Source organism: Streptomyces sp. x-19, from assembly GCF_046549115.1.
Taxonomy (GTDB): Bacteria; Actinomycetota; Actinomycetes; order Streptomycetales; family Streptomycetaceae; genus Streptomyces; species Streptomyces albulus_C.
This window is the reverse complement of sequence record NZ_JAJPWK010000025.1, coordinates 20001-45439: the sequence shown is the minus strand read 5'-3', so window position 1 is coordinate 45439 and position 25439 is coordinate 20001. Positions and strand designations below refer to the sequence as shown.

Annotated in this window: 17 protein-coding genes and 2 pseudogenes; 13 read left to right on the top strand and 6 right to left on the bottom strand. The window is 72.7% G+C overall.

Annotated features, from left to right (window positions below; all coding sequences use genetic code 11):
* The first annotated feature begins 147 nt into the window (after positions 1–147).
* Entirely contained in the window at positions 148–1635 is a 1488-nt protein-coding gene (gene hflX, locus ACLJT4_RS34865) for a GTPase HflX (RefSeq protein WP_411128618.1), read from the top strand.
* A gap of 170 nt (positions 1636–1805) precedes the next feature.
* On the opposite strand, the gene ACLJT4_RS34860 is transcribed toward hflX, so the two are convergent.
* A complete protein-coding gene (locus ACLJT4_RS34860; RefSeq protein WP_275462643.1) occupies positions 1806–2993 on the bottom strand; it encodes a trypsin-like serine peptidase in 1188 nt (395 codons plus the stop codon).
* Positions 2994–3277: 284 nt separating this feature from the next.
* Between ACLJT4_RS34860 and ACLJT4_RS34855 the strand changes: the two genes are divergently transcribed.
* The 5 genes from ACLJT4_RS34855 (at position 3278) to ACLJT4_RS34835 (ending at position 11402) form a co-directional block, all read left to right on the top strand.
* Positions 3278–4672 (top strand): diaminobutyrate--2-oxoglutarate transaminase family protein, encoded by a 1395-nt coding sequence (locus ACLJT4_RS34855; RefSeq protein WP_411128616.1) that lies wholly within the window; start codon positions 3278–3280, stop codon positions 4670–4672.
* Positions 4669–6690 (top strand): IucA/IucC family protein, encoded by a 2022-nt coding sequence (locus ACLJT4_RS34850; RefSeq protein ID WP_411128614.1) that lies wholly within the window; start codon positions 4669–4671, stop codon positions 6688–6690. The genes ACLJT4_RS34855 and ACLJT4_RS34850 overlap by 4 nt, the downstream gene beginning before the upstream one ends.
* 43 nt (positions 6691–6733) lie before the next feature.
* Positions 6734–7414 carry a GNAT family N-acetyltransferase gene (locus ACLJT4_RS34845; RefSeq protein WP_411128612.1) on the top strand — a complete coding sequence of 227 codons (681 nt, stop codon included), beginning with the start codon at positions 6734–6736 and terminating at the stop codon, positions 7412–7414.
* A gap of 114 nt (positions 7415–7528) precedes the next feature.
* Entirely contained in the window at positions 7529–9352 is a 1824-nt protein-coding gene (locus ACLJT4_RS34840) for an IucA/IucC family protein (RefSeq protein WP_411128610.1), read from the top strand.
* Between the two features lie 61 nt (positions 9353–9413).
* Positions 9414–11402 carry an ATP-dependent DNA helicase gene (locus ACLJT4_RS34835; RefSeq protein ID WP_044379918.1) on the top strand — a complete coding sequence of 663 codons (1989 nt, stop codon included), beginning with the start codon at positions 9414–9416 and terminating at the stop codon, positions 11400–11402.
* An 84-nt stretch (positions 11403–11486) separates the two neighbouring features.
* Here the strand turns inward: ACLJT4_RS34835 and lexA are convergent, their stop codons facing one another.
* Positions 11487–12284 carry a transcriptional repressor LexA gene (gene lexA, locus ACLJT4_RS34830; RefSeq protein WP_411128608.1) on the bottom strand — a complete coding sequence of 266 codons (798 nt, stop codon included), beginning with the start codon at positions 12282–12284 and terminating at the stop codon, positions 11487–11489.
* 560 nt (positions 12285–12844) lie between these two features.
* On the opposite strand from lexA, the gene nrdR reads away from it, so the two are divergent.
* Complete coding sequence (nrdR, locus tag ACLJT4_RS34825; RefSeq protein WP_016572372.1) at positions 12845–13372, top strand: transcriptional regulator NrdR; 528 nt, start codon at positions 12845–12847, stop codon at positions 13370–13372.
* A gap of 121 nt (positions 13373–13493) precedes the next feature.
* A complete protein-coding gene (locus ACLJT4_RS34820) occupies positions 13494–16379 on the top strand; it encodes a vitamin B12-dependent ribonucleotide reductase (protein ID WP_411128605.1) in 2886 nt (961 codons plus the stop codon).
* 143 nt (positions 16380–16522) lie between these two features.
* Here ACLJT4_RS34820 and ACLJT4_RS34815 read toward each other — a convergent pair whose 3' ends face one another.
* Together ACLJT4_RS34815 and ACLJT4_RS34810 are read right to left on the bottom strand one after the other, a co-directional pair.
* Positions 16523–17380 (bottom strand): alpha/beta fold hydrolase, encoded by an 858-nt coding sequence (locus ACLJT4_RS34815; RefSeq protein ID WP_411128603.1) that lies wholly within the window; start codon positions 17378–17380, stop codon positions 16523–16525.
* Between the two features lie 349 nt (positions 17381–17729).
* Positions 17730–18251 carry a TerD family protein gene (locus ACLJT4_RS34810; RefSeq protein WP_411128601.1) on the bottom strand — a complete coding sequence of 174 codons (522 nt, stop codon included), beginning with the start codon at positions 18249–18251 and terminating at the stop codon, positions 17730–17732.
* A 359-nt stretch (positions 18252–18610) separates the two neighbouring features.
* On the opposite strand from ACLJT4_RS34810, the gene ACLJT4_RS34805 reads away from it, so the two are divergent.
* The 5 genes from ACLJT4_RS34805 (at position 18611) to ACLJT4_RS34785 (ending at position 22767) form a co-directional block, all read left to right on the top strand.
* The gene (locus ACLJT4_RS34805; RefSeq protein ID WP_411128599.1) at positions 18611–19216 is read left to right on the top strand and encodes a YdbC family protein; all 606 of its coding nucleotides are present in this window, start codon (positions 18611–18613) and stop codon (positions 19214–19216) included.
* Between the two features lie 285 nt (positions 19217–19501).
* A complete protein-coding gene (locus tag ACLJT4_RS34800; RefSeq protein ID WP_411128597.1) occupies positions 19502–20161 on the top strand; it encodes a histidine phosphatase family protein in 660 nt (219 codons plus the stop codon).
* Positions 20162–20172: 11 nt separating this feature from the next.
* Positions 20173–21078, top strand: coding sequence for an ADP-ribosylglycohydrolase family protein (locus ACLJT4_RS34795; protein WP_037633649.1), 906 nt, complete (start codon positions 20173–20175; stop codon positions 21076–21078).
* Between the two features lie 233 nt (positions 21079–21311).
* A complete protein-coding gene (locus ACLJT4_RS34790) occupies positions 21312–22013 on the top strand; it encodes a ribonuclease HII (protein ID WP_016576566.1) in 702 nt (233 codons plus the stop codon).
* A 67-nt stretch (positions 22014–22080) separates the two neighbouring features.
* The gene (locus ACLJT4_RS34785; protein ID WP_411128595.1) at positions 22081–22767 is read left to right on the top strand and encodes a hypothetical protein; all 687 of its coding nucleotides are present in this window, start codon (positions 22081–22083) and stop codon (positions 22765–22767) included.
* A gap of 383 nt (positions 22768–23150) precedes the next feature.
* Here ACLJT4_RS34785 and ACLJT4_RS34780 read toward each other — a convergent pair.
* Together ACLJT4_RS34780 and ACLJT4_RS34775 are read right to left on the bottom strand one after the other, a co-directional pair.
* Positions 23151–23696, bottom strand: a pseudogene (locus ACLJT4_RS34780) (hypothetical protein); the annotation flags it as partial.
* A gap of 320 nt (positions 23697–24016) precedes the next feature.
* Positions 24017–25297, bottom strand: a pseudogene (locus tag ACLJT4_RS34775) (helicase-related protein); the annotation flags it as partial.
* Positions 25298–25439 lie beyond the last annotated feature (142 nt).

The following is a 25439-nucleotide window of genomic DNA, read 5'->3' as shown; positions in this document are numbered from 1 at the left end:
CGGCCGTGCGACCATCATCCGGTCGGCCCGGGTCGACGCCCGGGAATCTCCGGGCCGGCCCGGACGTTGACACAGCGAACGGCACAGTCAACCAGTCCCGGCGGGACCGACCGGTCCCCGGGGGCTCCCAACGACACAAAGGATCAAATGACCTCCTCTTCTTCCCTTCCGCAGGACCGGCAGCGCCTCCCCGAGAGCCTTCGGGCCGACGCCCTGATGGAAGAGGACGTCGCCTGGAGCCACGAGATCGACGGGGAGCGCGACGGCGACCAGTACGACCGCTCCGCACGCGCGGCACTGCGCCGCGTCGCCGGGCTCTCCACCGAGCTCGAGGACGTCACCGAGGTCGAGTACCGACAGCTGCGCCTGGAGCGCGTGGTGCTGGTCGGCGTCTGGACGTCCGGGACGGTGCAGGAGGCGGAGAACTCCCTCGCCGAGCTGGCCGCGCTGGCCGAGACCGCCGGTGCGATGGTGCTCGACGGCGTCATCCAGCGCCGCGACAAGCCGGACCCGGCCACCTACATCGGCTCCGGCAAGGCCCTGGAGCTGCGTGACATCGTCCTCGAATCCGGGGCCGACACCGTGGTCTGCGACGGTGAGCTCTCCCCGGGCCAGCTGATCCACCTGGAGGACGTCGTCAAGGTCAAGGTGGTCGACCGGACCGCCCTGATCCTCGACATCTTCGCCCAGCACGCCAAGTCCCGGGAGGGCAAGGCGCAGGTCTCGCTGGCACAGATGCAGTACATGCTGCCCAGGCTCCGTGGTTGGGGCCAGTCGCTGTCCCGGCAGATGGGTGGCGGCGGCTCCGGTTCGGCGGGCGGCGGCATGGCCACCCGTGGTCCCGGTGAGACCAAGATCGAGACGGACCGGCGGCGGATCCGCGAGAAGATGGCGAAGATGCGCCGGGAGATCGCGGAGATGAAGACCGGCCGGGACGTCAAGCGCCAGGAGCGCCGGCGCAACAAGGTCCCCTCGGTCGCCATCGCCGGCTACACCAACGCCGGCAAGTCCTCCCTGCTCAACCGCCTCACCGGCGCCGGCGTCCTGGTGGAGAACGCCCTGTTCGCCACCCTGGACCCGACGGTCCGGCGGGCCGAGACCCCCAGCGGGCGGCTCTACACCCTCGCCGACACCGTCGGCTTCGTCCGCCACCTGCCGCACCACCTCGTCGAGGCGTTCCGCTCCACCATGGAGGAGGTCGCCGACGCCGACCTCATCCTGCACGTGGTCGACGGCTCGCACCCGGTGCCGGAGGAGCAGCTGGCGGCGGTCCGCGAGGTGATCCGCGACGTGGGCGCCACCGAGGTGCCCGAGATCGTCGTGGTCAACAAGGCCGACGCGGCCGACCCGTTGACGCTCCAGCGGCTGCTGCGCCAGGAGAAGCGCGCCCTGGTGGTCTCCGCCCGCACCGGCGAGGGCATCACCGAGCTGTTGACCCTGCTCGATGAGGAACTCCCGCGCCCGCAGGTCGAGATCGAGGTGCTGGTGCCCTACACCCAGGGTGCCCTGGTGTCCCGGGCGCACGCCGAGGGCGAGGTCCTCTCCGAGGAGCACACCGCCGACGGCACGGTCCTCAAGGCTCGCGTCCACGAGGAACTGGCCGCCGAATTCCGGTCGTTCGCCCCGGCTGCCTGACGGCTGCCTGACGGCTGCCTGACGGCCGGTTGACGGCCGCGGAGCGCACCGCCACGCGCACGTGACGAAGGCCCGCCCCCGGATCATCGGGGGCGGGCCTTCGTCGTGCGCCGAGCGGAGCGGACCGCGCGGCGGGGTGGCGCCGTGACCCGGCGCCACCTAGTGGGTCCCTACTGCTGGTTGGCCCACTTCTTGCTCATCGCGTCGAAGATCGACTTGGCCTCGGTGCCCAGGTGCGGACCGGCCAGCCACTGGGCCGGACGCGGCCCCATCGAGGTGTTCGAGATCAGCACCGGCTGACCGTCGGAGCCCTTGATGAACCAGGGGCCACCGGACGAACCGCCGGTCATGGTGCAGCCGATCCGGTACATCGTCGGCTTCTTGGCGTCCATCGTCAGCCGGCTGGGCTTGTCGGTGCAGGACTGCTGCGCCGCACCGTCGAACGGGGCCTCGGCCGGGTAGCCCTGCGCCGTCAGGCTCGGGATCTTCGACATCGCCGGGGCGCCGAAGTCCACCGCGTACGCGCCGCCGGCCATCTCCTCCAGCGACTTGCCGCCGGTGCTCTCCTCCGGCTTCACGTGCATCAGCGCGAAGTCGTACGGGGCCATCGGCACGCCCGGAACGGCGCCGCCGCCGGCGATCCACTCCTTGGTCGTCGCCATGTCGTCCGCCCACCACTTGCCCGACGGGACCCGGTCCTCGTAGGGCGTGGTCTTCATCTGGGCGGCCGAGACGCCGGTCCGGTTGAAGTTCGGGACGAACATCATGTTCCGGTACCAACCGCCGTTCTTGCCGGCGTGCACGCAGTGCGCAGCAGTCCACACGAGGTTGGACTTGCCCGGGTGCGCCGGGTCCTTGACGACGGTGGCGGAGCAACGGGACTCACCCTGCGGCGTGCTGAAGAGCAGCAGGCCGACGCCCGGCGCGGTGGAGGTGTACGGGGTCTTGACCGCCTGCGCGGGCACCGCGGTCGGCTCCGGGTCCGTCTTGCCCTGGTCCTCGGTGATGTCCGAGATCTTGCTCGGGTCCTGCGGGGGCTTGACCTTACCGATCTTGTCCGGGTTCCAGAAGTTCTTGATGACCGGGTTGATGAACTCGCCGGCCTCGCGGAGCCAGGTGTCCTTGTCCCAGTTCTTCCACTCGCCGTTCTTCCACTTGTCCAGGTCGACGCCGTGTTCCTTGAGCTTGTCCTGGAGCTCCTTGGGGATCTTGATCGCACCTCCGCCCGCGGTGTCCTGGGCCGACTCGGACGGCTTGGCGTCCGCGTTGTCGCCCGAGGGCCCGCAGCCCGTCGCGGTGAGCGCCACCACGGCGGTGAGGGCGGCGGCGGCCAGCACGGGCCGACGTATCGATCGCATGGGTGGTTCTCCCCCTGTGTCAAACGGACGGAGCCGGTAGGGCTCGTGAGCGGTGCCCCGGTCAGGGCCTTGTCATGAACCGCAAGATCCGGGTGCAGCCCCCCACTATGCCGGTGTTCGCAGGGACGGCGGTACCCGGGGCCCCGGTTCCCGGCCGGCAAGGATCTTGCCGTCGGCCGTGTTCCCGTGCGGCCGGCGTCGTTGGTACGTACGGGGGACGGCCGGGCCGCCGGTCGGGCCCGCGCGGTATACCAGCCGTTCACCAGCAGGAGGACACAACTGCCGTGGCGTTGACCGAATCCGTGCCGGCGGCCGTGCCGCCGGCCCACGAGGGGATCCTGCGCCGCCAGGCCCTGCGTGAGTCCGCCGCCCGCACCTACGCGCGCTCGCTGCCGATCGTCCCGGTGCGCGCCCGCGGGCTGACCATCGAGGGCGCCGACGGCCGGCGCTACCTCGACTGCCTCTCCGGAGCCGGCACCCTGGCCCTGGGCCACAACCACCCCGTGGTCCTGGAAGCCGTCCGCGCCGTCCTCGACTCCGGCGCGCCGCTGCACGTCCTCGACCTGGCCACCCCGGTCAAGGACGCCTTCACCACCGAGCTGTTCGCCACCCTGCCCGGCGAGTTGGCCGAAAAGGGACGGATCCAGTTCTGCGGCCCGGCCGGTACCGACGCCGTCGAGGCCGCCTTCACCCTCGTCCGCACCGCCACCGGACGGGACGGCCTGGCGGCCTTCTCCGGCGCCTACCACGGCATGACCGCGGACGCCCTGGCCGCCTCCGGGGGCGCCCGCCACCCCGGCGTGACCCGGCTGCCCTACCCGTACGCCTACCGCTGCCCCTTCGGCGTCGGCGGCGAGCACGGCGCCGAACTCTCCGCGCGCTTCACCGAGAACCTCCTCGACGACCCCAAGGGCGGGGTGCCCCGGCCCGCCGGGATGATCCTCGAACCGGTCCAGGGCGAGGGCGGCGTGATCCCCGCGCCGGTCGGCTGGCTGCGCCGGATGCGGGAGCTCACCGCCGCCCGCGACGTCCCGCTCATCGTCGACGAGGTGCAGACCGGCGTCGGCCGCACCGGCACCTTCTGGGCCGTCGAACAGAGTGGCATCGTGCCCGACGTCCTGGTGCTCTCCAAGGCCATCGGCGGCAGCCTCCCGCTCGCCGTCATCGTCTACCGCGAGGAACTGGACGCCTGGCGCCCCGGCGCGCACGCCGGCACCTTCCGCGGCAACCAACTCGCCATGGCCGCCGGCACCGCCACCCTCGCCTACGTCCGCCGCAACGGCCTCGCCGCCCGCGCCGCCGAGCTCGGCGCCACGATGCTCGGCCGGCTCCGCGACCTCGCCGCCGCCCACGACTGCATCGGTGACGTCCGCGGCCGCGGCCTGATGCTCGGCGTCGAGATCGTCGACCGGGACGGCGCCGCCGACGCCCTGGGCGCCCGACCCGCCGACCCGGCCCTCGCCGCCGCCGTCCAACGGGCCTGCCTGGACCGCGGCCTGATCGTCGAACTCGGCGGCCGGCACTCCGCCGTCATTCGCCTGCTGCCGCCCCTGACCCTCACCGACGAACAGGCGGACGCGGTCCTCGACCGCCTCGCCGACGCCATCGCGGCGGCCGTCCGCGCCACTCCCGGGCCCCTGGGCTCGCCACCCACCACCCTGCGAGGCACCCCCGCATGAACGAACGCCCCGGTCCCGACGGCACCCAGGCGACCGAACGATTCCCCGCCCACCACCCGGGCGCCGGCCTCATCGAGTCCGTCCCCCGTCAACAGCGCCGCCCCGGCGACGACACCTGCCACCAGCAGACCCCCGCCGCCGACCACCGCGAGCCCGACCCGTACGACCCCGTGCGCCACCCCGACGCCGACCCCCTCGACCACCCCGACCCGGCCGCCGCCGCCGACGCCGCCGGCATCGAGAACCTGCTCCGCTGCTGGCTCCGCGAGCACGGCACGCCCCGCCCGGCCGCCGGCCGGCTGCGCCTGGCCCTGCACGCCAGCGCCGCCGCCCTGCACATCCCCGTCCGCTACTGGTCACCCACCGGCTGGCACCGCCTGGGCGCCCCCACCCTCGAAGGCACCCCGCCCGGCTCCGCCCCGCTGGACGCCGTCACCCTCGCCGCCCTCCTGCGCCGCGAGGCCGCGCACCACGGTGACCGACGGGCCTCCGACGGCGGCGAGCACCGGGTCGCCGACGGCGACGGGCCGCCCGCCGACGACGACGCCCCGCAGGCCCCGGACGGCGACGGCGCCGAACTCGTCGGCCGGGTCGCCAACTCCGTCCGCACCACCGCCCTGTTCATCGCCGACCGGCGCGCCCACCCCGCCGCGGACCAGGGCTCCCGCTTCCTCGAAGCCGAGCAGTCGCTCCTGCTGGGCCACCCCCTGCACCCCACGCCCAAGAGCCGCGAGGGCCTCACCGAAGCCGAGACCCACGCCTACTCGCCCGAACTCCGCGGCGCCTTCCCGCTGCACTGGATGGCCGTGCACCCCTCCGCGGTCGCCACCGACTCCGCCTGGACCGAGCGCGGCCGCACCGTCCCGGCCGCCCAACTCGCCGCCGAACTCGCCGGCGAAGGGCTGCCGTTGCCCGACGGCACCGTGCCGCTGCCGCTGCACCCCTGGCAGGCCCGGGACCTCGCCGCCCGCCCCGAGACCGCGGCCCTGCGCGCCGCCGGACTGCTGCACGACCTCGGCCCGCACGGACCCCACTGGTACCCCACCTCCTCCGTCCGCACCGTCTGCCGCCCCGGCGCACCCGCGATGCTCAAGCTCTCCCTGGGACTGCGCATCACCAACTCCCGCCGGGAGAACCTCCGCAAGGAACTGCTCCGCGGCGTCGAGGTCCACCGGCTGCTGCGCACCGGCCTGGCCGCGCAGTGGCGGGCCGCCTTCCCCGGCACGCCCGGCTTCGACGTCGTCCGCGACCCCGCGTACCTCGCCGTCGACGGACCGGACGGCACCCCCGTCCAGGGCCTCGACGTCGTCATCCGCCACCAGCCCTTCGGCCCCGCCGAGGACGCCGTCTGCATCGCCGGGCTCACCGCCCCGCGCCCCTGGCCGGGCCACGGCGCGATGCGCTCGCGCCTGGAGAGCGTGGTCGGCGCGCTCAGCTCCCGCACCGGCCGGCCGGCCGGGCCGGTGGCCATCGAGTGGTTCCTGCGCTACCTCGAAACCGTCGTCCGGCCCGTCCTCTGGCTCGACGGCACGGCCGGCGTCGCCCTGGAGGCCCATCAGCAGAACACCCTGGTCCTGCTGGACGCCGACGGCTGGCCGGCCGGCGGCCGCTACCGCGACAACCAGGGCTACTACTTCCGGGCCTCCCGCCGCGCCGAGTTGGAGCGCCGACTGCCCGGCGTCGGCACCGCCAGCGACACCTTCGTCGCCGACGACGTCACCGACGAGCGCTTCGCCTACTACCTCGGCATCAACAACGTCTTCGGGCTCATCGGGGCGTTCGGCGCGGCCCGCCTGATCCGCGAGGAGGTCCTGCTCGCCGCCTTCCGGCGGTTCCTCGTCGACGCCGCTGCGGCCCCCCGGGCCCACCGCTCGACGCTGCCGGAGCGGCTGCTCTCCGCTCGCACGCTGCGCTGCAAGGCCAACCTCGCGACCCGCCTGCACGGCCTGGACGAACTCGTCGGCCCGGTCGACACCCAATCCGTCTACGTCACCCTGTCCAATCCGCTCGCGCCCTAGGCCCCGTCGTCCCCGTCGACCCAGCCCCACAGGAGTGCGTCACGTGTCACCCCTCGAATCCGGCCTCACCCCCGCGCCGGACGACACCCTCGGCGACCCGCCCGCGCCCGACCCCGGCGCGCTGCCGCCCGCTGCCACCATCCCGGCCGCGGGCCCGCTGCTGGACGACCTCGCCCACTGGCCGCCGGCCGACACCCCCGCCGGGCCGTTCGCCCTCGTCCCCGTGGACCCGGACCGCGACCTCGACCGGATCGCCGCCTGGATGAACGACCCCGCCGTCGCCGCCTTCTGGGAGTTGGCCGGCTCCTCGGAGATCACCGCCGCCCACCTGCGTCCCCAACTGGCCGGCGACGGACGCAGCGTGCCCTGTCTGGGCGTCCTGGACGGCGCCCCGATGAGCTACTGGGAGATCTACCGCGCCGACCTGGACCGCCTCGCCGGGTACTACCCGGCCCGCCCGCACGACACCGGCATCCACCTGCTCATCGGGCCCGACCGCGACCGCGGCCGGGGCCTCGGCACGGCGCTGCTGCGCGTCACCGCCGACCTCGTCCTCGACCAGCGCCCCCGGTGCGGCCGGGTCCTCGCCGAACCCGACCTGCGCAACACCGCGTCCGTCGCGGCGTTCCTGGGCGCCGGCTTCCGCTACGCCGAGGAGATCCGCCTACCGGAGAAGCGCGCGGCGCTGATGGTCCGCGACCGCGCCCACCGCCACCAGCTCTGACCCCGGGGCCGTCCGTCGACGGCCCCGGTCCGGTCCGCCATCCATCCCGCCGGCCCGGTTGTCCCCCGCACGTGCCGGGCCGGTCCCGTACCGAGGAGTCCCACCTTGTCTCCCGTGTCCCGTCCCCCCGTCCCCACCGGCCGACCCGGCCCGGCCGCCGCCGGCCCGTCCCCCGCGCCCGCCGGACGTCCCGCGTCCGACGCCTGGCAGCGCGCCGCCCGCCGGCTCTTCGCCAAGACCCTGGCGGAGTTCGCCTACGAGGAGATCCTGGCCCCGCAACCCGACGGCACCGCCCCCGACGGCAGCCCCCGCTACCGCCTGCCGATCACCGACGACCTCACCTACCGCTTCACCGCCCGCAGGGGCTCCTACGGCCACTGGCGCATCGACCCCCACTCGATCACCCCGCACGCCGACCCGCTGCGCTTCCTCACCCACGCCCATGACACCGTCCTCGGCCTGTCCGGCGACACCACCGGCCACCTCATCCGCGAACTGACCGCCACCCTCGCCGCCGACACCCACCTGGACGCCACCGCGCTGAGCGCCGCGGAACTCGCCGACCTCGACTACGCCGCCCTCGAAGGCCACCAGACCGGCCATCCCTGGCTCGTCGCCAACAAGGGCCGGCTCGGCTTCTCGGCGACCGACGCGGAGACCTGGGCCCCCGAGGCCCGCAGCCCCCGGCGCCTGCCCTGGCTCGCCGCGCACCGCAGCCTCGCCCACTACCGCGGCGTCCCCGCCCTGGCCACCCCCGACCGCCTCTACCGCGAGGAGCTCGCACCCGCCCTCCGGCACGCCTTCGCCACCACCCTCACCGACGCGGGCCACGACCCCGCCGACTACCTCTACCTCCCCGTCCACCCCTGGCAGTGGGACGAGACCATCGCCCCGCTCTTCGCCCCGCAGCTCGCCGACGGCTCCCTCGTCCCGCTCCCCGCCGACGACGACCTCCGCCTCCCGCAGCAGTCGATCCGCACCTTCCTCAACCTCACCCGCCCCCACGCCCGCACCGTCAAGCTCCCGCTGTCCATCCTCAACACCCTGGTCTGGCGCGGCCTGCCCACCGAGCGCACCCTCGCCGCCCCCGCCGTCACCAGCTGGGTGCACGGCCTGCGCGACGGCGATACGTATCTGCGCGACGAGACCCGGGTGATCCTGCTGGGCGAGACCGCCTCCGTCACCGTCGAGCACCCCCTCTACGACCGGCTGCCCGGCGTCCCCTACCAGTACAAGGAACTGCTCGGCTGCATCTGGCGGGAACCGCTCGCCGACCACCTCGACCCGGGGGAGCGGGCCCGCACCCTGGCCTCCCTCCTCCAGACCGACCCGACCGGCCGGGCGCTGACCGCGGAGCTGGTGCACCGGTCCGGCCTGCCCGCGCGGACCTGGCTGGCCCACCTGTTCACCGCCCTGCTGCCGCCGCTGCTGCACTTCCTCTACCAGTACGGCACGGTCTTCTCCCCGCACGGCGAGAACGCCATCGTCGTCTTCGACGAGGACGACGTCCCCACCCGCCTGGCGATGAAGGACTTCGTCGACGACGTGAACACCAGCGCCCAACCGCTCCCCGAGCACGACGCCATGCCGGACGACGTGCGGGCGGTGCTGCTGACCGAACCCCCCGCGTTCCTCACCCAGTTCATCCACTCCGGCCTCTTCGTCGGCGTCTTCCGCTACCTCGCGCCGCTGTGCGAGGACCAACTGGGCGTGCCCGAGGAGGAGTTCTGGTCGCTCGTCCGGGCGGAGATCCTGCGCCACCACGAGCGCTTCCCGCGCCTCAAGGCGCGGCAGGAGACCTTCGACCTGCTCACCCCGGAGATCGAGCGGCTGTGTCTGAACCGCAACCGGCTGCACGTGGACGGTTACCGCGATCGTCGCGACCGCCCGCACGCCGCCGTCCACGGCACCGTCCCCAATCCCCTGTACGGTCCGTGACCCCTGTACGCCGCGTGACCGCCGCGTGCTGTCGGTGGTCCCGCGTAGGCTTGCAGACGCTATGACGAAGCCCTCTCTCCCCGATCTGCTCCACGCCGCCGTCTCCGCCGTCGGCGGCACCGAGCGGCCCGGCCAGGTGGCCATGGCCGAGGCTGTCGCCGACGCCGTGGACGACCAGGCCCACCTGCTGGTCCAGGCCGGCACCGGCACCGGAAAGTCCCTCGGCTATCTGGTGCCGGCGCTGGCCCACGGCGAGCGGGTGGTGGTGGCCACGGCCACCTTGGCCCTCCAGCGCCAGCTCGTCGAGCGCGATCTGCCGCGGACGGTCGAGGCGCTCCATCCCCAGCTGCGTCGCCGGCCGCAGTTCGCGATGCTCAAGGGCCGCTCGAACTACCTCTGCCTGCACCGCCTCCACGAGGGCGTCCCGCAGGAAGAGGAGGACGGCCTCTTCGACGTCTTCGAACAGGCGACGCCGACCAGCAAGCTCGGCAAGGACCTGCTGCGGCTGCGCGACTGGGCGGACGAGACCGAGACCGGCGACCGCGACGACCTGACCCCCGGCGTCTCCGACCGCGCCTGGGGCCAGGTCTCGGTCGCCTCCCGGGAGTGCCTGGGCGCCTCGAAGTGCGCCTACGGCGCGGAGTGCTTCGCCGAGGCGGCCCGGGAGCGGGCCAAACTCGCCGACGTGGTGATCACCAACCACGCGCTGCTGGCGATCGACGCCATCGAGGGCGCCCCGATCCTGCCGCAGCACGAGGTCCTGATCATCGACGAGGCGCACGAGTTGGTCTCCCGGGTCACCGGCGTGGCCACCGGCGAGCTCACCCCCGGCCAGGTCGGCCGGGCGGTCCGCCGCGCCGCCAAGTTGGTCAACGAGAAGGTCGCCGATCAGCTCCAGACCGCTTCGGACACCTTCGAGCGCCTGATGGAGCTGGCCCTGCCCGGCCGCCTGGAGGAGGTCCCCGAGGACCTGGGGTACTGCCTGATGGCGCTGCGGGACGCGGCCCGCACGGTGATCGTCGCCCTCGGTTCGACCCGCGACAAGTCCGTCCAGGACGAGGACGCGGTCCGCAAGCAGGCCCTGGCCGCGGTGGAGAACGTCCACGACGTCGCCGAGCGGATCGTGAACGGCTCCGAGTACGACGTGGTCTGGTACGAGCGCCACGACCGGTTCGGCGCGTCGCTGCGGGTGGCGCCGCTGTCGGTCTCCGGCCTGCTGCGGGAGAAGCTCTTCACCGACCGTTCGGTGGTGCTGACCTCCGCCACCCTCAAGCTGGGCGGTGACTTCAACGGCGTGGCCGCCTCGCTGGGACTGGGCCCGGAGGGCACCGCGCGCGAGGACGAGCCGGTGTGGAAGGGCCTCGACGTCGGCTCGCCCTTCGACTACGGCAAGCAGGGCATCCTCTACGTCGCCAAGCACCTCGCCCAGCCCGGCCGGGAGGGCAGCCGCGACGACATGCTCGACGAACTCGCCGAGCTGATCGAGGCGGCCGGCGGTCGGACGCTGGGGCTCTTCTCGTCGATGCGGGGCGCCCAGGCCGCGGCGGAGGCGATGCGCGGCCGGCTCGACGTCCCGGTCCTGCTCCAGGGCGAGGAGACCCTCGGCGAGCTGATCCGGACGTTCGCGGCGGACGCCAGGACGTGCCTGTTCGGGACCCTGTCGCTGTGGCAGGGCGTGGACGTGCCGGGGCCGAACTGCCAGCTGGTGGTCATGGACCGGGTGCCCTTCCCGCGGCCGGACGATCCGTTGATGAGCGCCCGGCAGAAGTCGGTGGAGGAGGCCGGCGGCAACGGCTTCATGGCGGTCGCGGCGACCCATGCCGCGCTGTTGATGGCCCAGGGGGCGGGCCGTCTGGTGCGGGCCACGGGGGACCGCGGCGTGGTGGCGGTGCTGGACCCGCGAGTGGAGCGGGCCCGCTACGGCTCCTTCCTCCGCAAGTCCATGCCGGACTTCTGGTACACCACCGACCGCAATCTGGTCCGCGGTTCACTGGCCCGCATCGACCAGGCGGCCAAGGCCGCCGTGGGCGAGGACGCGGCGGGGGAGTAGCGGGCCCGTCGGGACAGCGCAGAGCCCCGGGACGGAACCGGCGCAGTGGTTCCGTCCCGGGGCTCGGTCGTGGGGGCCGGGCGGTCAGACCCGGCGCAGCACCGCGACCACCTTGCCGAGGATCGTCGCCTCGTCACCGGGGATGGGCTGGTACGCGGCGTTGTGCGGCAGCAGCCAGACGTGGCCGTCCTCGCGCTTGAAGCGCTTGACGGTCGCCTCGCCGTCGAGCATCGCGGCGACGATGTCGCCGTTCTCGGCGACCGGCTGGCGGCGGACGGTGACCCAGTCGCCGTCGCAGATCGCGGCCTCGATCATGGAGTCGCCGACGACCTTCAGCACGAACAGCTCACCGTCGCCGACCAACTGGCGGGGGAGGGGGAAGACGTCCTCGACGGACTCCTCGGCGAGGATCGGGCCGCCGGCCGCGATCCGGCCGACCAGCGGGACGTAGGACGCCGCGGGCTTGCCGGCGGTCTCGGTCGCCGCGCTCGTGGACTGGTCCGAGGCGCGCACCTCGTACGCCCGCGGGCGGTGCGGGTCGCGGCGGAGGAAGCCCTTCCGCTCCAGCGCCATCAGCTGGTGGGCGACGGACGACGTGCTGGAGAGCCCGACGGCCTGCCCGATCTCCCGCATCGACGGTGGATATCCGCGCCGCTGCACCGAATCCCGGATCACTTCGATCACGCGGCGCTGGCGGTCGGTGAGTCCGGAACTGTCGGCGCGAATACCCGGGGGGCGCCCCGGGAGCGAGCGAGTCGGCTTGTGCTCTTCGGAGTCCGACGTGGTGTCGTCCATCGGCCGCGGTGCCCTTTGCGGTTGCTCGAATCGGCTCGGGGAGTGGCTTTGTGCGGTGATGGTCGCGCTGTCTGCGGTGGTGGTCACGTCGGCCCCTCTCGAAATGTTCTCCCTAGTTAGCCAACGGTAGTTGCTTTCGAAAGGTTGCGCCAAACACACGTTCGAGTGAAAAATTCCGCGATTGGCTGACCTGATCAAGCAGCGAGGTGTATGGCCGAATGGCAATTCGGGCCTCCGGGACGTCCTGCCCCGGATTCCCGTCCGGAATCCACTGCGGAATGCCGGCCGGAACCCGTCCCGAATAGCGGCGAGCGGCACCGCGGCGGAGCTTCTCCGCGGCCTCGCCGATTGTGTCATCCCCGCCCCTCCGGTCCCCGCGCCGGGTGGCTTCCCGTACTCTCGTGGACGGCCCGCCGGCCCGCCGCCGCCGCGACACGCGGTAGGCAGATATAAGCGCCCCGACACCACATGTAGTGCTTAGATGCGTTCGGCCTCCTACAAGTTGTGGTGTCGGGTCTGTCGGGCCCCAAGGATCGCCTATGCTTGTGGCTGCTCCGAAGGGCCCGTACGGACCGGCCGGAGGTCAGTCGCCGTACGCCGGTTCTCTTTGGCGTGCGTCCGTTTCCGAGGGTGAGGAGGGTGGAGCCATGCACTGCCCCTTCTGCAGGCACCCGGACAGCCGGGTCGTCGACAGTCGCACCACGGACGACGGGACGTCGATCCGTCGGCGTCGCCAGTGCCCCGACTGCTCCCGCCGTTTCACGACCGTCGAGACGGCGTCGCTGATGGTGATCAAGCGGAGCGGGGTCACCGAGCCCTTCAGTCGCACCAAGGTCATCGCCGGGGTGCGCAAGGCGTGCCAGGGGCGGCCGGTCACCGAGGACGCCCTCGCCAAGCTCGGCCAGCGGGTCGAGGAGGCGGTGCGTGCCACCGGCAGCGCCGAGCTGACCACCCATGACGTCGGGCTCGCCATACTGGGCCCGCTGCAGGAACTCGACCTCGTCGCGTACCTGCGCTTCGCGTCCGTCTACCGGGCGTTCGACTCGCTTGAAGACTTCGAGGCGGCCATCGCCGAGCTGCGTGAGCAGCGCGAGCAGGGGCCGCCCGCGCACGGCGGGAGTGACGAGGAGGCCGGCGACCCGGCCGTTCCCGTGCCCGCCACGGCTGCCGACTGAGTTCGGCACGCATCCAATCCTGAACCGGGGCGAGAGCAGGGCGCCCCGGTTCCGGCAAGACATACACCGTGCCACGGAATTTGTGTGCACATATGGGCGTTTGCCCGTATAGGGAGGCGGAATGACAGAGACGACGAGCGGCCCGGCACGAGGCTCCCGCGCCAAGGGCAGCAAGGCGAGCAAGGGTCTGCGCATCGAGCGCATCCACACCACCCCCGGCGTGCATCCGTACGACGAGGTTGAGTGGGCGCGCCGTGACGTCGTCATGACCAACTGGCGCGACGGCTCGGTCAACTTCGAGCAGCGTGGCGTCGAGTTCCCCGAGTTCTGGTCGGTGAACGCGGTCAACATCGTCACGAGCAAGTACTTCCGCGGTGCGGTGGGCTCCCCGGCCCGCGAGTCGAGCCTGAAGCAGCTCATCGACCGCGTGGTCAAGACGTACCGCAAGGGCGGCGAGGACAACGGCTACTTCGCCTCCGCGGACGACGCCGAGATCTTCGAGCACGAGCTGGCCTACGCCCTCCTCCACCAGGTCTTCAGCTTCAACTCCCCGGTCTGGTTCAACGTCGGCACCCAGCAGCCGCAGCAGGTCAGCGCCTGCTTCATCCTCTCCGTGGACGACTCCATGGAGTCGATCCTGGACTGGTACAAGGAAGAGGGGATGATCTTCAAGGGCGGCTCCGGCGCCGGCCTGAACCTCTCCCGCATCCGCTCCTCCAAGGAGCTGCTGTCCTCCGGCGGCAACGCCTCCGGCCCGGTCTCCTTCATGCGCGGCGCCGACGCCTCCGCCGGCACCATCAAGTCGGGCGGTGCCACCCGCCGCGCGGCCAAGATGGTCGTCCTGGACGTCGACCACCCCGACGTCGAGGCGTTCATCGAGACCAAGGTCAAGGAAGAGGAGAAGATCCGCGCGCTGCGCGACGCGGGCTTCGACATGGACCTGGGCGGCGACGACATCACGTCCGTCCAGTACCAGAACGCCAACAACTCGGTCCGCGTGAACGACGAGTTCATGAAGGCCGTCGAGACCGGCTCGAAGTTCGGCCTGCGCGGCCGGATGAGCGGCGAGGTCATCGAGGAGGTCGACGCCAAGGGCCTGTTCCGCAAGATGGCCGAGGCCGCCTGGGCCTGCGCCGACCCCGGCATCCAGTACGACGACACCATCAACCACTGGCACACCTCGCCGGAGACGGGCCGGATCACCGCGTCCAACCCGTGCAGCGAGTACATGCACCTGGACAACTCCTCGTGCAACCTCGCCTCGCTCAACCTCCTGAAGTTCCTCCGCGACGACGACAAGGGCAACCAGTCCTTCGACGCCGCGCGGTTCGCCAAGGTCGTCGAGCTGGTCATCACGGCCATGGACATCTCGATCTGCTTCGCGGACTTCCCCACCGAGAAGATCGGTGAGACCACCCGCGCCTTCCGCCAGCTGGGCATCGGCTACGCCAACCTCGGCGCGCTGCTGATGGCCACCGGTCACGCCTACGACTCCGACGGCGGCCGCGCGCTGGCCGGTGCCATCACCTCGCTGATGACCGGCACCTCCTACAAGCGCTCCGCCGAGCTGGCCTCGGTCGTCGGCCCGTACGACGGCTACGCCCGCAACGCCGACGCCCACAAGCGCGTCATGAAGCAGCACTCCGACGCCAACGGCGTCGCGGTGCGCATGGACGACCTGGACACCCCGGTGTGGGCCGCGGCGACCGAGGCGTGGCAGGACGTGCTGCGCCTCGGCGAGAAGAACGGCTTCCGCAACGCCCAGGCGTCGGTGCTGGCCCCGACCGGCACCATCGGCCTGATGATGGACTGCGACACCACCGGCGTCGAGCCGGACCTGGCGCTCGTCAAGTTCAAGAAGCTGGTCGGCGGCGGCTCCATGCAGATCGTGAACAACACGGTCCCCAAGGCGCTGAAGCGGCTCGGCTACCAGCCCGAGCAGGTCGAGGCGATCGTCGCCCACATCGCCGACCACGGCAACGTCGTCGACGCCCCCGGCCTCAAGCTGGAGCACTACGAGGTCTTCGACTGCGCCATGGGCGAGCGCTCCATCTCCCCGATGGGCCACGTCCGCATGATGGCCGCGGCCCAGCCGTTCCTGTCTGGTGCGATCTCCAAGACGGTCAACGTCCCGGAGACCGCCACCGTCGAGGAGATCGAGGACGTCTACTTCCAGGGCTGGAAGCTCGGCCTGAAGGCGCTCGCGATCTACCGCGACAACTGCAAGGTCGGTCAGCCCCTCTCCGCCAAGAAGAAGGAAGAGGAGAAGAAGCCCGAGGCCGTCGCGCAGACCGCCGAGAAGAAGGTCGTCGAGTACCGCCCGGTCCGCAAGCGCCTCCCCAAGGGGCGCCCGGGGATCACCACGTCCTTCACGGTCGGCGGTGCCGAGGGCTACATGACCGCCAACTCCTACCCGGACGACGGTCTCGGTGAGGTCTTCCTGAAGATGTCCAAGCAGGGCTCGACCCTCGCGGGCATGATGGACGCCTTCTCCATCGCGGTGTCGGTCGGCCTCCAGTACGGCGTGCCGCTGGAGACCTACGTCGCGAAGTTCGTCAACATGCGCTTCGAGCCGGCCGGCATGACGGACGACCCGGACGTGCGGATGGCGCAGTCGATCGTCGACTACATCTTCCGCCGCCTGGCGCTGGACTTCCTGCCGTTCGAGACCCGCTCGGCCCTCGGCATCCACTCCGTCGAGGAGCGTCAGCGCCACCTGGAGACCGGCTCGTACGAGCTGCCCGAGGACGAGGTCGACGTGGAGGGCCTGGCCCAGTCCGCGCCGCGGCAGATCGAGCCGCTGAAGGACGCCGCGCCGGTGGCGAAGGCCGTCGAGGAGGCCGCAGCACCGGCTCCCAAGCAGGCGCACACCAACGCCGAGCTGGTGGAGATGCAGCTGGGCATCAACGCCGATGCGCCGCTGTGCTTCTCCTGCGGCACCAAGATGCAGCGGGCCGGCAGCTGCTACCTCTGCGAGGGCTGCGGCTCGACCAGCGGCTGCAGCTGAGCCCGGCGCCCCTCGGGGCGGCGGCCGATGACCGGCCGCCGGGCATGAGCTGAACAGGGCGGTGGCCCCGGATGACCCGGGGTCGCCGCCCTGTCGTGCTAGGAGGCCGGCGCGGTGCCGGCCGGCCCAGGGGGAGGGTCGGCCTACGCCGGGACCTCCGCCGCACGGAGGAATGCCGCGACGGTCCGGGTGAAGCGTTCCGGGGCGTCGAGCCAGGGGTAGTGACCGGCCCCCGGCTGGACGGTCAGGGCGGCGCCCGGCAGCAGCGCGGCGACCTCCTCGGCGACGCGGGGCAGCGGGCCGCTGTCCAGGGCGCCCGCGAGGAGCAGCACGGGCGCGTCCAGCGTGGCCAGGGCGGCCCGCGTCGCGGCCGGGTCGAAGGCGCCGGCGGCGGCGTACCGCTCCCCGGCCTCCTCATTGCTCTGCGGCACCTCCTGCGCGGCGTGCCGTTGCGCGGCCGCGTCCCAACGGCCGTAGAAGAACGGTGCGATGGCGTCCCAGTCGGCGTCCGTTGCGGTATCCGACCACACCGCCTGGTAGCTGCGGTACGCGGCCGGGAACCACGGTTCGGCGGACCGCAGGGCGGCGGCTTCGCGCCGGTGCTGCTCGGTGAAGTCGATCCCCAGGGCGCGGGCCCGGGCGGTGACCAGGGTGAGGCTGCGGATCCGGTCCGGGTGACGGGCGGCGTGGAGTAGGGCCAGGTCGCCCGCCGCGGAGTGCGCGAGGACGTCCACGCGGTCGAGTCCGAGGTGTGCGCGCAGCGTTTCGACGTCGTCGACCTGCCGGTCGCAGCGGTAGGTCGCCGGATCGGCCGGAACGCCGGATTCACCGGTGCCGCGCAGATCGAGCCGGATCAATTGGCGATGGGCGGCCATTCCCCCGAGATCACCGAGGTAGGCGGAAGCGCGCATCGGTCCGCCGGGCAGGCAGAGCAGTGGTTCGCCCTCCCCCACGACGTGATACGCGAGCGGGGTCCCGTCGAGCGCGGTGAGAACAGGCATGCGGCAATCCTCGGCATGTGGGAACGGTGTGGCAAGGGGTGATGAGGCAAGGGGTGATGAGGGGGCTGACGGACGGCAGTGGACGGCAGTGGAAGCCGGTGAACGGGGGAACGGAGGAATGGGGGAATGAGGGAATGGGGGGGAATGGGGGAATGGCGGAATGGTGCAAGACGGCATTCCCCTGGGAAGGGTGGGGCGGGAGAGCCTTATGTGGTGGCGGGGGAATTGCTCGGCGGGGGCGGCCCTCCCGACGTGGCACGCGGGCGGACGACGGGTGCGCCGCACCCCGGGAACGTCGGAGGGGAGGCGGCTCGTCACCGCCTCCCCTCCCCGTCCGTAGCCCGAGCCGTCAGCCGCCCATCAGCCTGCTGAACGCGTCCGGTTCGGCGTCGAACCCGCGCAGTGCGGACCGGAACCGCCATTCGCCGGACGCGTCCCGCGCGAACTCGGCGACGGTCGCCGAGGTGGCGTCCGCGACCCCGGCGAAGTCCTCGTGCGCGAGCCTGCTGTAGCCCTCGCGCACCTCGATGAGTGTGTTCGCCACCTCGCCGAAGACCCGCCGGCCGTGCACCTGTTGGATCACCACGCCCACCACGACGCGGGAGTAGCGCTCGGACAGTCGCTCCAACTCCAGCGTCATGACCTCGTCGTCGCCGAAGCCCTGACCGGTGCGGCTGTCGCGGTTGAGGGTGATGGTGCCGTCGGGCGACCGGCTGTCGAAGTGCACCAGATAGGCCGGTTCGCCCTGCGGCGCGTCCGTCGTGTACGTCGCCGCGATGATGTCCAGGTCGATGTCCGGCTCACCGATGGGGCTGGGATCCCATCCGAGCGCCACCACGACCTTCTCGATCCCTTTGTTGAGCGTGCTCACCGGGCTCCCCTTCCGTCAGCTCCCGCGGCCCAGCCCGTCCGCGTCCCCGCGGACAACTCCCCGGGATTTCCCCGTGTTCGACCATCGTCCCACGCTGCGGGGAAACCCGGCCCCGTATGCGCGCAGCCGCGCGCGGCGGCTGCGCCCCCGCTCGGGGCGTTCCGGAGGTGCGAGGCGCGGTTTGTCCACAAGTCGGCTTTTCCATAAGGCAGTTCAGTGGGGCGGCGGGTAGCGCGGCGCGGCGTGTCCGCGCCGCCCCGGGACGGCGGCGGTCACCGTCGCTCCCCCGTAAGGGAGTTCGGGCGGTCGATAGTCGGTGAACAGGGGGTTCGGTGGCTGTCGGGCCGTACGATGGCGCGGTGCTGGTCAAGTGGATTCGCCTCACCGTCGTGGACCGCCGAGGGTTCGAACGGGGGCAGCGGAAGTGGGCCGGGCTCTTGGGCGAGCCCGGCTTCCGGGGACAGGCCGGGGGCTGGAGCCGGTCCCGCCCCGGCGTGGCCCACCTGGTCGGCTTCTGGGAGAGCCGGGCGTTCTACGACTCCTTCATGGCCCGCTCGCACGACCGGTTGGCGGCCGCCCAGTCCGGCACCTACAAGGACACCCAAATCCGGCTGTTCGAGCATGAATTCGACGTGAAGGTGGGGTTCCGGCCGACGTTCGGGGACGCGGACGTCTTGCGGTTGGCGCACTGCCAGGTGCGCCCGGAGCGGGTGGAGCACTTCGTGCTCATGCAGGAGAAGGTCTGGAACCCGGCGATGGCCGGATCGCCCGGCATGCTCCGGGGGATGGTCGGCCGGGCGCCGGGGGAGGAATTCCTGGTCCTGTCGATGTGGCAGTCGGCGGCCGAGCGCGGCAAGTACCGCCCGGAGCGGGTGGAGCGGCTGGCGCTGCGCGCCCAGATAGCCGCCGACGTCCAGGCCATCGCGGGCGACGTGGTGCAACTCGAACCCTCCTGGACGGTGTGAGCGCGACGCTCGGCCGGCCCGTTGCGGCGCCTGGTCCGTCCCGTGGCCCGGGGCGCGCCGCCGGCCGGTCGGAGCCGGAACGGGGTCGGCGGTCGCGCCGAACCTCCTTCGCGCAATGGCGACTCCTGTCGCTTTAGCGGCCGCATGGCGCGCCGTCCCCACGTCGTCATGCCACGCGAGCCGCGAGGGCCGACGGGTCAGGGGCGCCGACCGAAGCGCACGACGCCCCACCGGCCCCGCCCGCCACGCCCGGCATGTACAGGGCAGGCGATCTAGGCTGGCCGCATGGCCCGGCCCCGACGCATCGTCCTGCTCCGCCACGGCGAGTCCGTGGGGAACGTCGACGACACCGTCTACGAGCGCGAGCCGGACCACGCGCTCGCCCTGACCCGGACCGGGCTGCGCCAGGCGGAGGAGGCCGGCCACCGGCTGCGCGCGATGTTCGGCAACGAACGGATCTCCGCCTACGTGTCGCCCTACCGCCGCACCCACCAGACCTTCCGGAGCCTCGACCTGGACCCCGGCAACGTCCGGATCCGCGAGGAGCCCCGACTCCGCGAGCAGGACTGGGGCAACTGGCAGGACCGTGACGACGTACGGCGCCAGAAGGTCTACCGCGACGCCTACGGCCACTTCTTCTACCGCTTCGCACAGGGCGAGTCCGGCGCCGACGTCTACGACCGCGTCGGAGCCTTCCTGGAGAGCCTCTGGCGCAGCTTCGAGGACCCCCACCACCCGCCCAACGTCCTGATCGTCACGCACGGCCTCACCATGCGGTTGTTCTGCATGCGGTGGTTCCACTGGTCGGTCGCCGACTTCGAATCGCTGTCCAACCCGGGCAACGCCGAATGGCGCACCCTGATCCTCGGTTCGGACGGCCGCTACGTCCTCGACCGGCCCTTCGACCGCTGGTGTGAACCCGAGCCGTACGGCATCACCGGTTAAAGTGCACAGCGATGACGACCCCCGACCCCCGTGACGCGCACCGCTGTGCGCGGGCTCTGGCGAGCCTGCGCGGTCTCTCCGTGGGCGACGCCCTCGGAGCGCAGTTCTTCGTCCCCGCCCACTACCCGACCCTCAAGCGCCGCGAGCTGCCGCCCGCGCCGTGGCGGTGGACCGACGACACCGAGATGGCCTGTTCGGTCCTGGCCGTCCTCACCACCCACCACCGCGTCGACCAGGACGCCCTGGCCCGTTCCTTCGCCGACCGCCACGACGACGCCCGCAACTACGGCCGGGCCGTCGACCGCCTGCTCCGCCTGATCCGGGGAGGCGGCGACTGGCGCGAGCTGTCCGCCGCGCTCTTCAACGGCCACGGGTCCTGGGGCAACGGCGCCGCCATGCGCATCGCCCCCCTCGGCGCCTGGTACGCCGACGACCCCGAGCAGGCCACCCACCAGGCGGAGATCTCCGCCTACCCCACCCACCAGCACCGCGAGGCCGTCGTCGGCGCCATGGCCGTGGCCGCCGCGGCCGCCCTGGTCGCCGACCCGGACCGGACCCTCCGCCCGGAGGAGCTGATCGACGGCGTACTGGCCCTCATCCCGCGCAGCGCGGTACAGGCCGGCCTCCGCCGGGCCCGCGACATGCTCGACTACGCCGACCCCGGCACCGTCGCCGCCGTCCTGGGCTGCGGGCGCCGCACCAGCGCCCACGACACCGTGCCGTTCACCCTGTGGGCCGCCGCCCGCAACCTCGGGAACTTCGAGCAGGCGTTCTGGACCACCGCACGGGCCGGCGGCGACGTCGACACCACCTGCGGCATCGTCGGCGGCATCGTCGCCGCGTCCCCCGGTGGCGCCCCGCCCCGGGAATGGCTCGACCGCACCGAGCCGCTCCCCGCCTGGACCCCCGCCCTCTGACCGCCGCCGCACCGCCTGCCCGCCCGACCCGTCCGCCCCGCCACCCAACGGGCCCCGCCGACGGGTGACTTCACCCACCGCTCCCGCCTGCCGCGCGCCCGCCCGGCCGCCCGAACCGACCCGCCGAAGGGCGCTCCGGCCCGCCGCGTCCGGCCCTCCTGGCGGGCCCGTGGGCGCCAGCTTCGGATCCGATGCGGACGGCCGCGCCGAATAGGCGTAATCTGGCTGGCGCCATGCCGTACGAGCCCCCCACCCATACCGTCGAACGATCGCTGCGCGCCACCACGGGCGCCAAGATCGTCGCAGGGATCGACGAGGTCGGGCGCGGAGCCTGGGCCGGCCCGGTCACCGTCTGCGCCGCCATCACCGGACTGCGCCGACCACCGGACGGACTCACCGATTCCAAGCTGCTGACCCCCAAGCGCCGCACCGAACTCTGCGAGGTGCTCGCCACCTGGGTCACCTCGTACGCCCTGGGGCACTCCTCTCCGGAGGAGATCGACGCCCTGGGCATGACCGCGGCACTGCGGCTCGCCGCCGTGCGTGCCCTGGAGGCACTCCCGGTCCCACCGGACGCGGTCATCCTCGACGGCAAGCACGACTACCTGGGCGCGCCGTGGCGGGTCCGTACGGTCATCAAGGGAGACCAGTCCTGTATCGCGGTCGCCGCTGCGTCCGTGATCGCCAAGGTGCAACGGGACGCCATGATGGCCGAACTCGGCCTGGAGTACGCCGACTTCGACTTCGCGACCAACGCCGGCTACCCCTCGCCGACCCACCGCACCGCCCTGGAGGAGTACGGTCCCACGCCGTACCACCGGGTGTCCTGGTCCTATATGGACGCCCTGCCCAGGTGGCGGCACCTCAAGAAGGTGCGCGTCACCCCCGAAGCAGCCGCTCTGGAGGCCGGTGGCCAACTCGGCTTCGACTTCTGAGCGGAGCGGGGCAGGAATTCGGTACCCACTGACATGTCCCGCACCTACGTTTGATAGACATCCCTTTATGCCTCTCATCCCCGAGGAGCCTCAGATTCACGAGAGTGTCCCGGGTCCCCGCGCAACTCCGGCCGCCGGCCGCACCGCGCCGACCCCCCGTCCCGTCCCTGGTCCCGGTCCCCGCCCCGCCCCGCCGCGAGGCGCCCCGGCCTCCAGTGCCCGTCCGGGCAAGCCCGGACCCGCCGCCCCGTCGCGCGGGCCCGTTCCCGCCCCGCCGGTGCAGCGCACCGACTCCCCGCAGCCGCCGGTCGCCCCGACCGGCACCGCCGCGGGCCCCCAGCTCCAGCTGATCCCGGCGCCCGCCGGGGGAGCTGTCGACGCCGCCGACGAGGCCGTCGACCTGCTCCTCGACTCCGGCCGTCCGCCGGGCGAGATCCTGGTGCTGACCACCGGCGAGAACCACCCGTGGGCCACCCACGAACTGTCCTTCGGCGCGGCGTCCTACTGGGCCCAGCAGGACGCCGCCGACGACGTGTTCTACGCCGACGCCGGCGCCGAACGCGTCACCGGGCGGCCCGTCGTGGTCGTCGCCGTCAACGACGGCAACGACGGCAACGACGGCAACGCTGTCAACGCCGACAACGACGACGCCACCGCGCGGGCACTGCCCGCTGCTCTGGCCCGAGCCGGAGCGCTGCTGATCGTCTGCGGCGACCCGGAGCGGATCAACGCGGTGCTCGGCGCCCACGCCTGACCGCCGCTGCCCGGCGTGGCCCGCCGGCCCTCATGGCCGGTCGGGCTCGTTGGCGCGCCCGGACTGCGGGCGTCCGCCCGGGCCCGCGGCGCTCAGCGCGACGCCCGGCGCAGCCGGGCGTCCGCCGCACCGCCGGCAGTCCGCACGGACGCACCCCGACCGCCGTTCCGCGGCTGCTCGCCCGGCGCGGCACTCCGCGCCGACGGCACATGCTGCGCGGCCGCCTGCCCCTGGCCGGACGGCACGTCCTCAGGGGCCGCCGGCCCCCCGGGGGGTCGCACGTCACGCGGCGGTGCCGCAGGCGGGGGAGTGACGTTCCCAGGGGCGGCTGCTCCGGTCCCGCCGCGCGCGCCGTGGCCGGAGCCCGCGCGCACCGCGTCCTCACCACGGGGCTTGCCGGGGGCCGGCGCCCTGGGCCGCCGCCCGCCCCGCCCTTCGCCCAGGACCTGCCAGTGGTCCCGGGTCAGCGCGATGAACGCCCCGCAGCGGAGCCCGTGCAGGGTGCAGGCGTCCCGCAGCCCCCACATCCACGCGCCGTCCGCCTCGGTCCAGCGGAGCCCGTCCTCCCGGCAGTGCAGGAGCACGGCAGTCCGGACCGGCACGCGCAGCCGCAGATCGTGCGGAATGACCCGACGCAACTGGTCCAACAGCGCGTTGCGGTACGCCCAGCCGTCAGGGGCCACCGTCGGAGCGGTGAACGACGCGCTGGCGACGACCCGTCCCTGACCGTCCAGCACCGCCACGATCACGCTGGACAAACCCGGCAGATGGAGGCCGTACAGGTCGGCGACGACGTCACGGGGGTTGCGCAGGAGGGGGATTCCGGCCGACGCCCACTCCGCAGGTTCCAACAGTCGCCCCAGGCGAGCGGTGGAATCGGCCGATTCGGGCGGCGGGTCCTGCGGGGGCCGGGCGAATCCGAAGGCCATCGTCCTCCCTTCGTCTGCGCGTCCACGCTCCGGGCTGCTACCGGGCGCGCCGGCGCACCACGGCATGACCCTGTCGGACCGCGCACGGCCGGACACCGGGAAGCACCTCCCATTCTCGCGGCTCGTACAGGCTTGCGGCAACGAGCAAATCCCCGCGCACGGCTGGAAATCCCGGTACACCGCTGCTATCTCTGCCCACCGCACCGCCCTCCGATACCCGGGTGATCCGTCCCGCCCCCGCGGCCCCGGCGGCCGTGCCGGCTACCCCTGCACGGCGAGGACCAGCGGGAACACCACGTCGGCCCCGGCCCTGCGCAGCAACCGATGTCCGAAAGACGCCCCAACGCCCGGCCTGTCGCGGTCAGTTCGCCCGCCGGGATCCGGCCCTTGAGGTCGACGCCGACGGCCGGCAGCCCCGTCGGCCACATCCGCCGCGGTTCCACCTCGACGCCGGGGCGGCCCAGCTCACCACGGGCCGCGTCCAGCGCGGCGGCGGACACCTCGGGGGTGAACCGCGCTCCCGCGCAGTTGTCGCACCGGCCGCACGGAGCCGCCTCCTCGTCGTCCAACTGCCGCCGCAGGAACTCCATCCGGCACCCCGACCCCGCGGCGTAGTCCCGCATCGCCTGCTGCTCGGTCGCCCGCTGCCGCGCCACCCACGCATAGCGCTCCGCGTCGTACGCCCACGGCCGGCCGGTGGCCGTCCAACCGCCCTTGACCCGGTGGACGGCACCGTCCACGTCGAGCACCTTGAGCATGATCTCCAGGCGGGAGCGGCGCAGTTCGACCTGCGGCTCCAGCGCCGGCAGCGACACCGGCCGGTCCGCCGCCGCCAACACCTCCAGCGTCCGCCGCACCTGCTCCTCCGGCGGGAACGCCAACGAGGCGAAGTACTTCCAGATCGCCTCGTCCTCCCGGCCCGGCAGCAGCACCTCCGCGTGCTCGACACCGCGGCCGGCCCGGCCCACCTGCTGGTAGTACGCGATCGGCGACGACGGCGAACCCAGGTGCACCACGAACCCCAGGTCGGGCTTGTCGAAGCCCATCCCCAGCGCGGACGTCGCCACCAGCGCCTTCACCCGGTTCGCGAGCAGGTCGTCCTCCGCCTGCTGACGGTCGGCGTTCTCCGTCTTGCCGGTGTACGAGGCGACCGTGTGCCCCCGGTGCCGCAGGAACGCGGTGACCTCCTCGGCGGCCGCGACGGTGAGCGTGTAGATGATCCCCGAGCCCGGCAGGTCGTCCAGATGGTCCGCCAGCCACGCCAGCCGGTGCGCGGCGTCCGGCAGCGGCAGCACCCCCAGGCTCAGGCTCTCCCGGTCCAACGGCCCGCGCAGCACCAGGGCCTCGGCGGAGCCCTCACCCGTCCCCAGCTGCTCGGCGACGTCGGCCGTCACCCGGGCGTTGGCGGTGGCCGTCGTGGCGAGCACCGGAACCCCGGGCGGGAGATCGGCCAGCATCGTGCGCAGCCGCCGGTAGTCCGGACGGAAGTCATGGCCCCAGTCGGAGATGCAGTGCGCCTCGTCCACCACCAGCAGCCTGGTGGCCGCCGCGAGCTTGGGCAACACCTGATCGCGGAAGTCCGGGTTGTTCAGCCGCTCGGGGCCACAGAACTGGGAGGGCCTTCAAATTCCAGGTGGAATTGGGGCCCTGACCTGCGTAAATGCACTGGTCGGGGGGCGTCAGGGTCGAGTAGGCAGTTGCGTCCGTTCTCGATCCCTGCGTGGCCGGTGCCTCCCTTCGTGG

Excerpts from the sequence above, each read along its gene's own strand:
- ACLJT4_RS34815 (WP_411128603.1), bottom strand. The coding sequence starts at position 17,380 with ATGCCTGTTCTCACCGCGCTCGACGGGACCCCGCTCGCGTATCACGTC.
- ACLJT4_RS34785 (WP_411128595.1), top strand. The coding sequence starts at position 22,081 with ATGCCTCTCATCCCCGAGGAGCCTCAGATTCACGAGAGTGTCCCGGGT.
- ACLJT4_RS34850 (WP_411128614.1), top strand. The coding sequence starts at position 4,669 with ATGAACGAACGCCCCGGTCCCGACGGCACCCAGGCGACCGAACGATTC.
- ACLJT4_RS34835 (WP_044379918.1), top strand. The coding sequence starts at position 9,414 with ATGACGAAGCCCTCTCTCCCCGATCTGCTCCACGCCGCCGTCTCCGCC.
- ACLJT4_RS34800 (WP_411128597.1), top strand. The coding sequence starts at position 19,502 with ATGGCCCGGCCCCGACGCATCGTCCTGCTCCGCCACGGCGAGTCCGTG.
- ACLJT4_RS34795 (WP_037633649.1), top strand. The coding sequence starts at position 20,173 with ATGACGACCCCCGACCCCCGTGACGCGCACCGCTGTGCGCGGGCTCTG.
- ACLJT4_RS34820 (WP_411128605.1), top strand. The coding sequence starts at position 13,494 with ATGACAGAGACGACGAGCGGCCCGGCACGAGGCTCCCGCGCCAAGGGC.
- nrdR (WP_016572372.1), top strand. The coding sequence starts at position 12,845 with ATGCACTGCCCCTTCTGCAGGCACCCGGACAGCCGGGTCGTCGACAGT.
- ACLJT4_RS34790 (WP_016576566.1), top strand. The coding sequence starts at position 21,312 with ATGCCGTACGAGCCCCCCACCCATACCGTCGAACGATCGCTGCGCGCC.
- ACLJT4_RS34860 (WP_275462643.1), bottom strand. The coding sequence starts at position 2,993 with ATGCGATCGATACGTCGGCCCGTGCTGGCCGCCGCCGCCCTCACCGCC.
- hflX (WP_411128618.1), top strand. The coding sequence starts at position 148 with ATGACCTCCTCTTCTTCCCTTCCGCAGGACCGGCAGCGCCTCCCCGAG.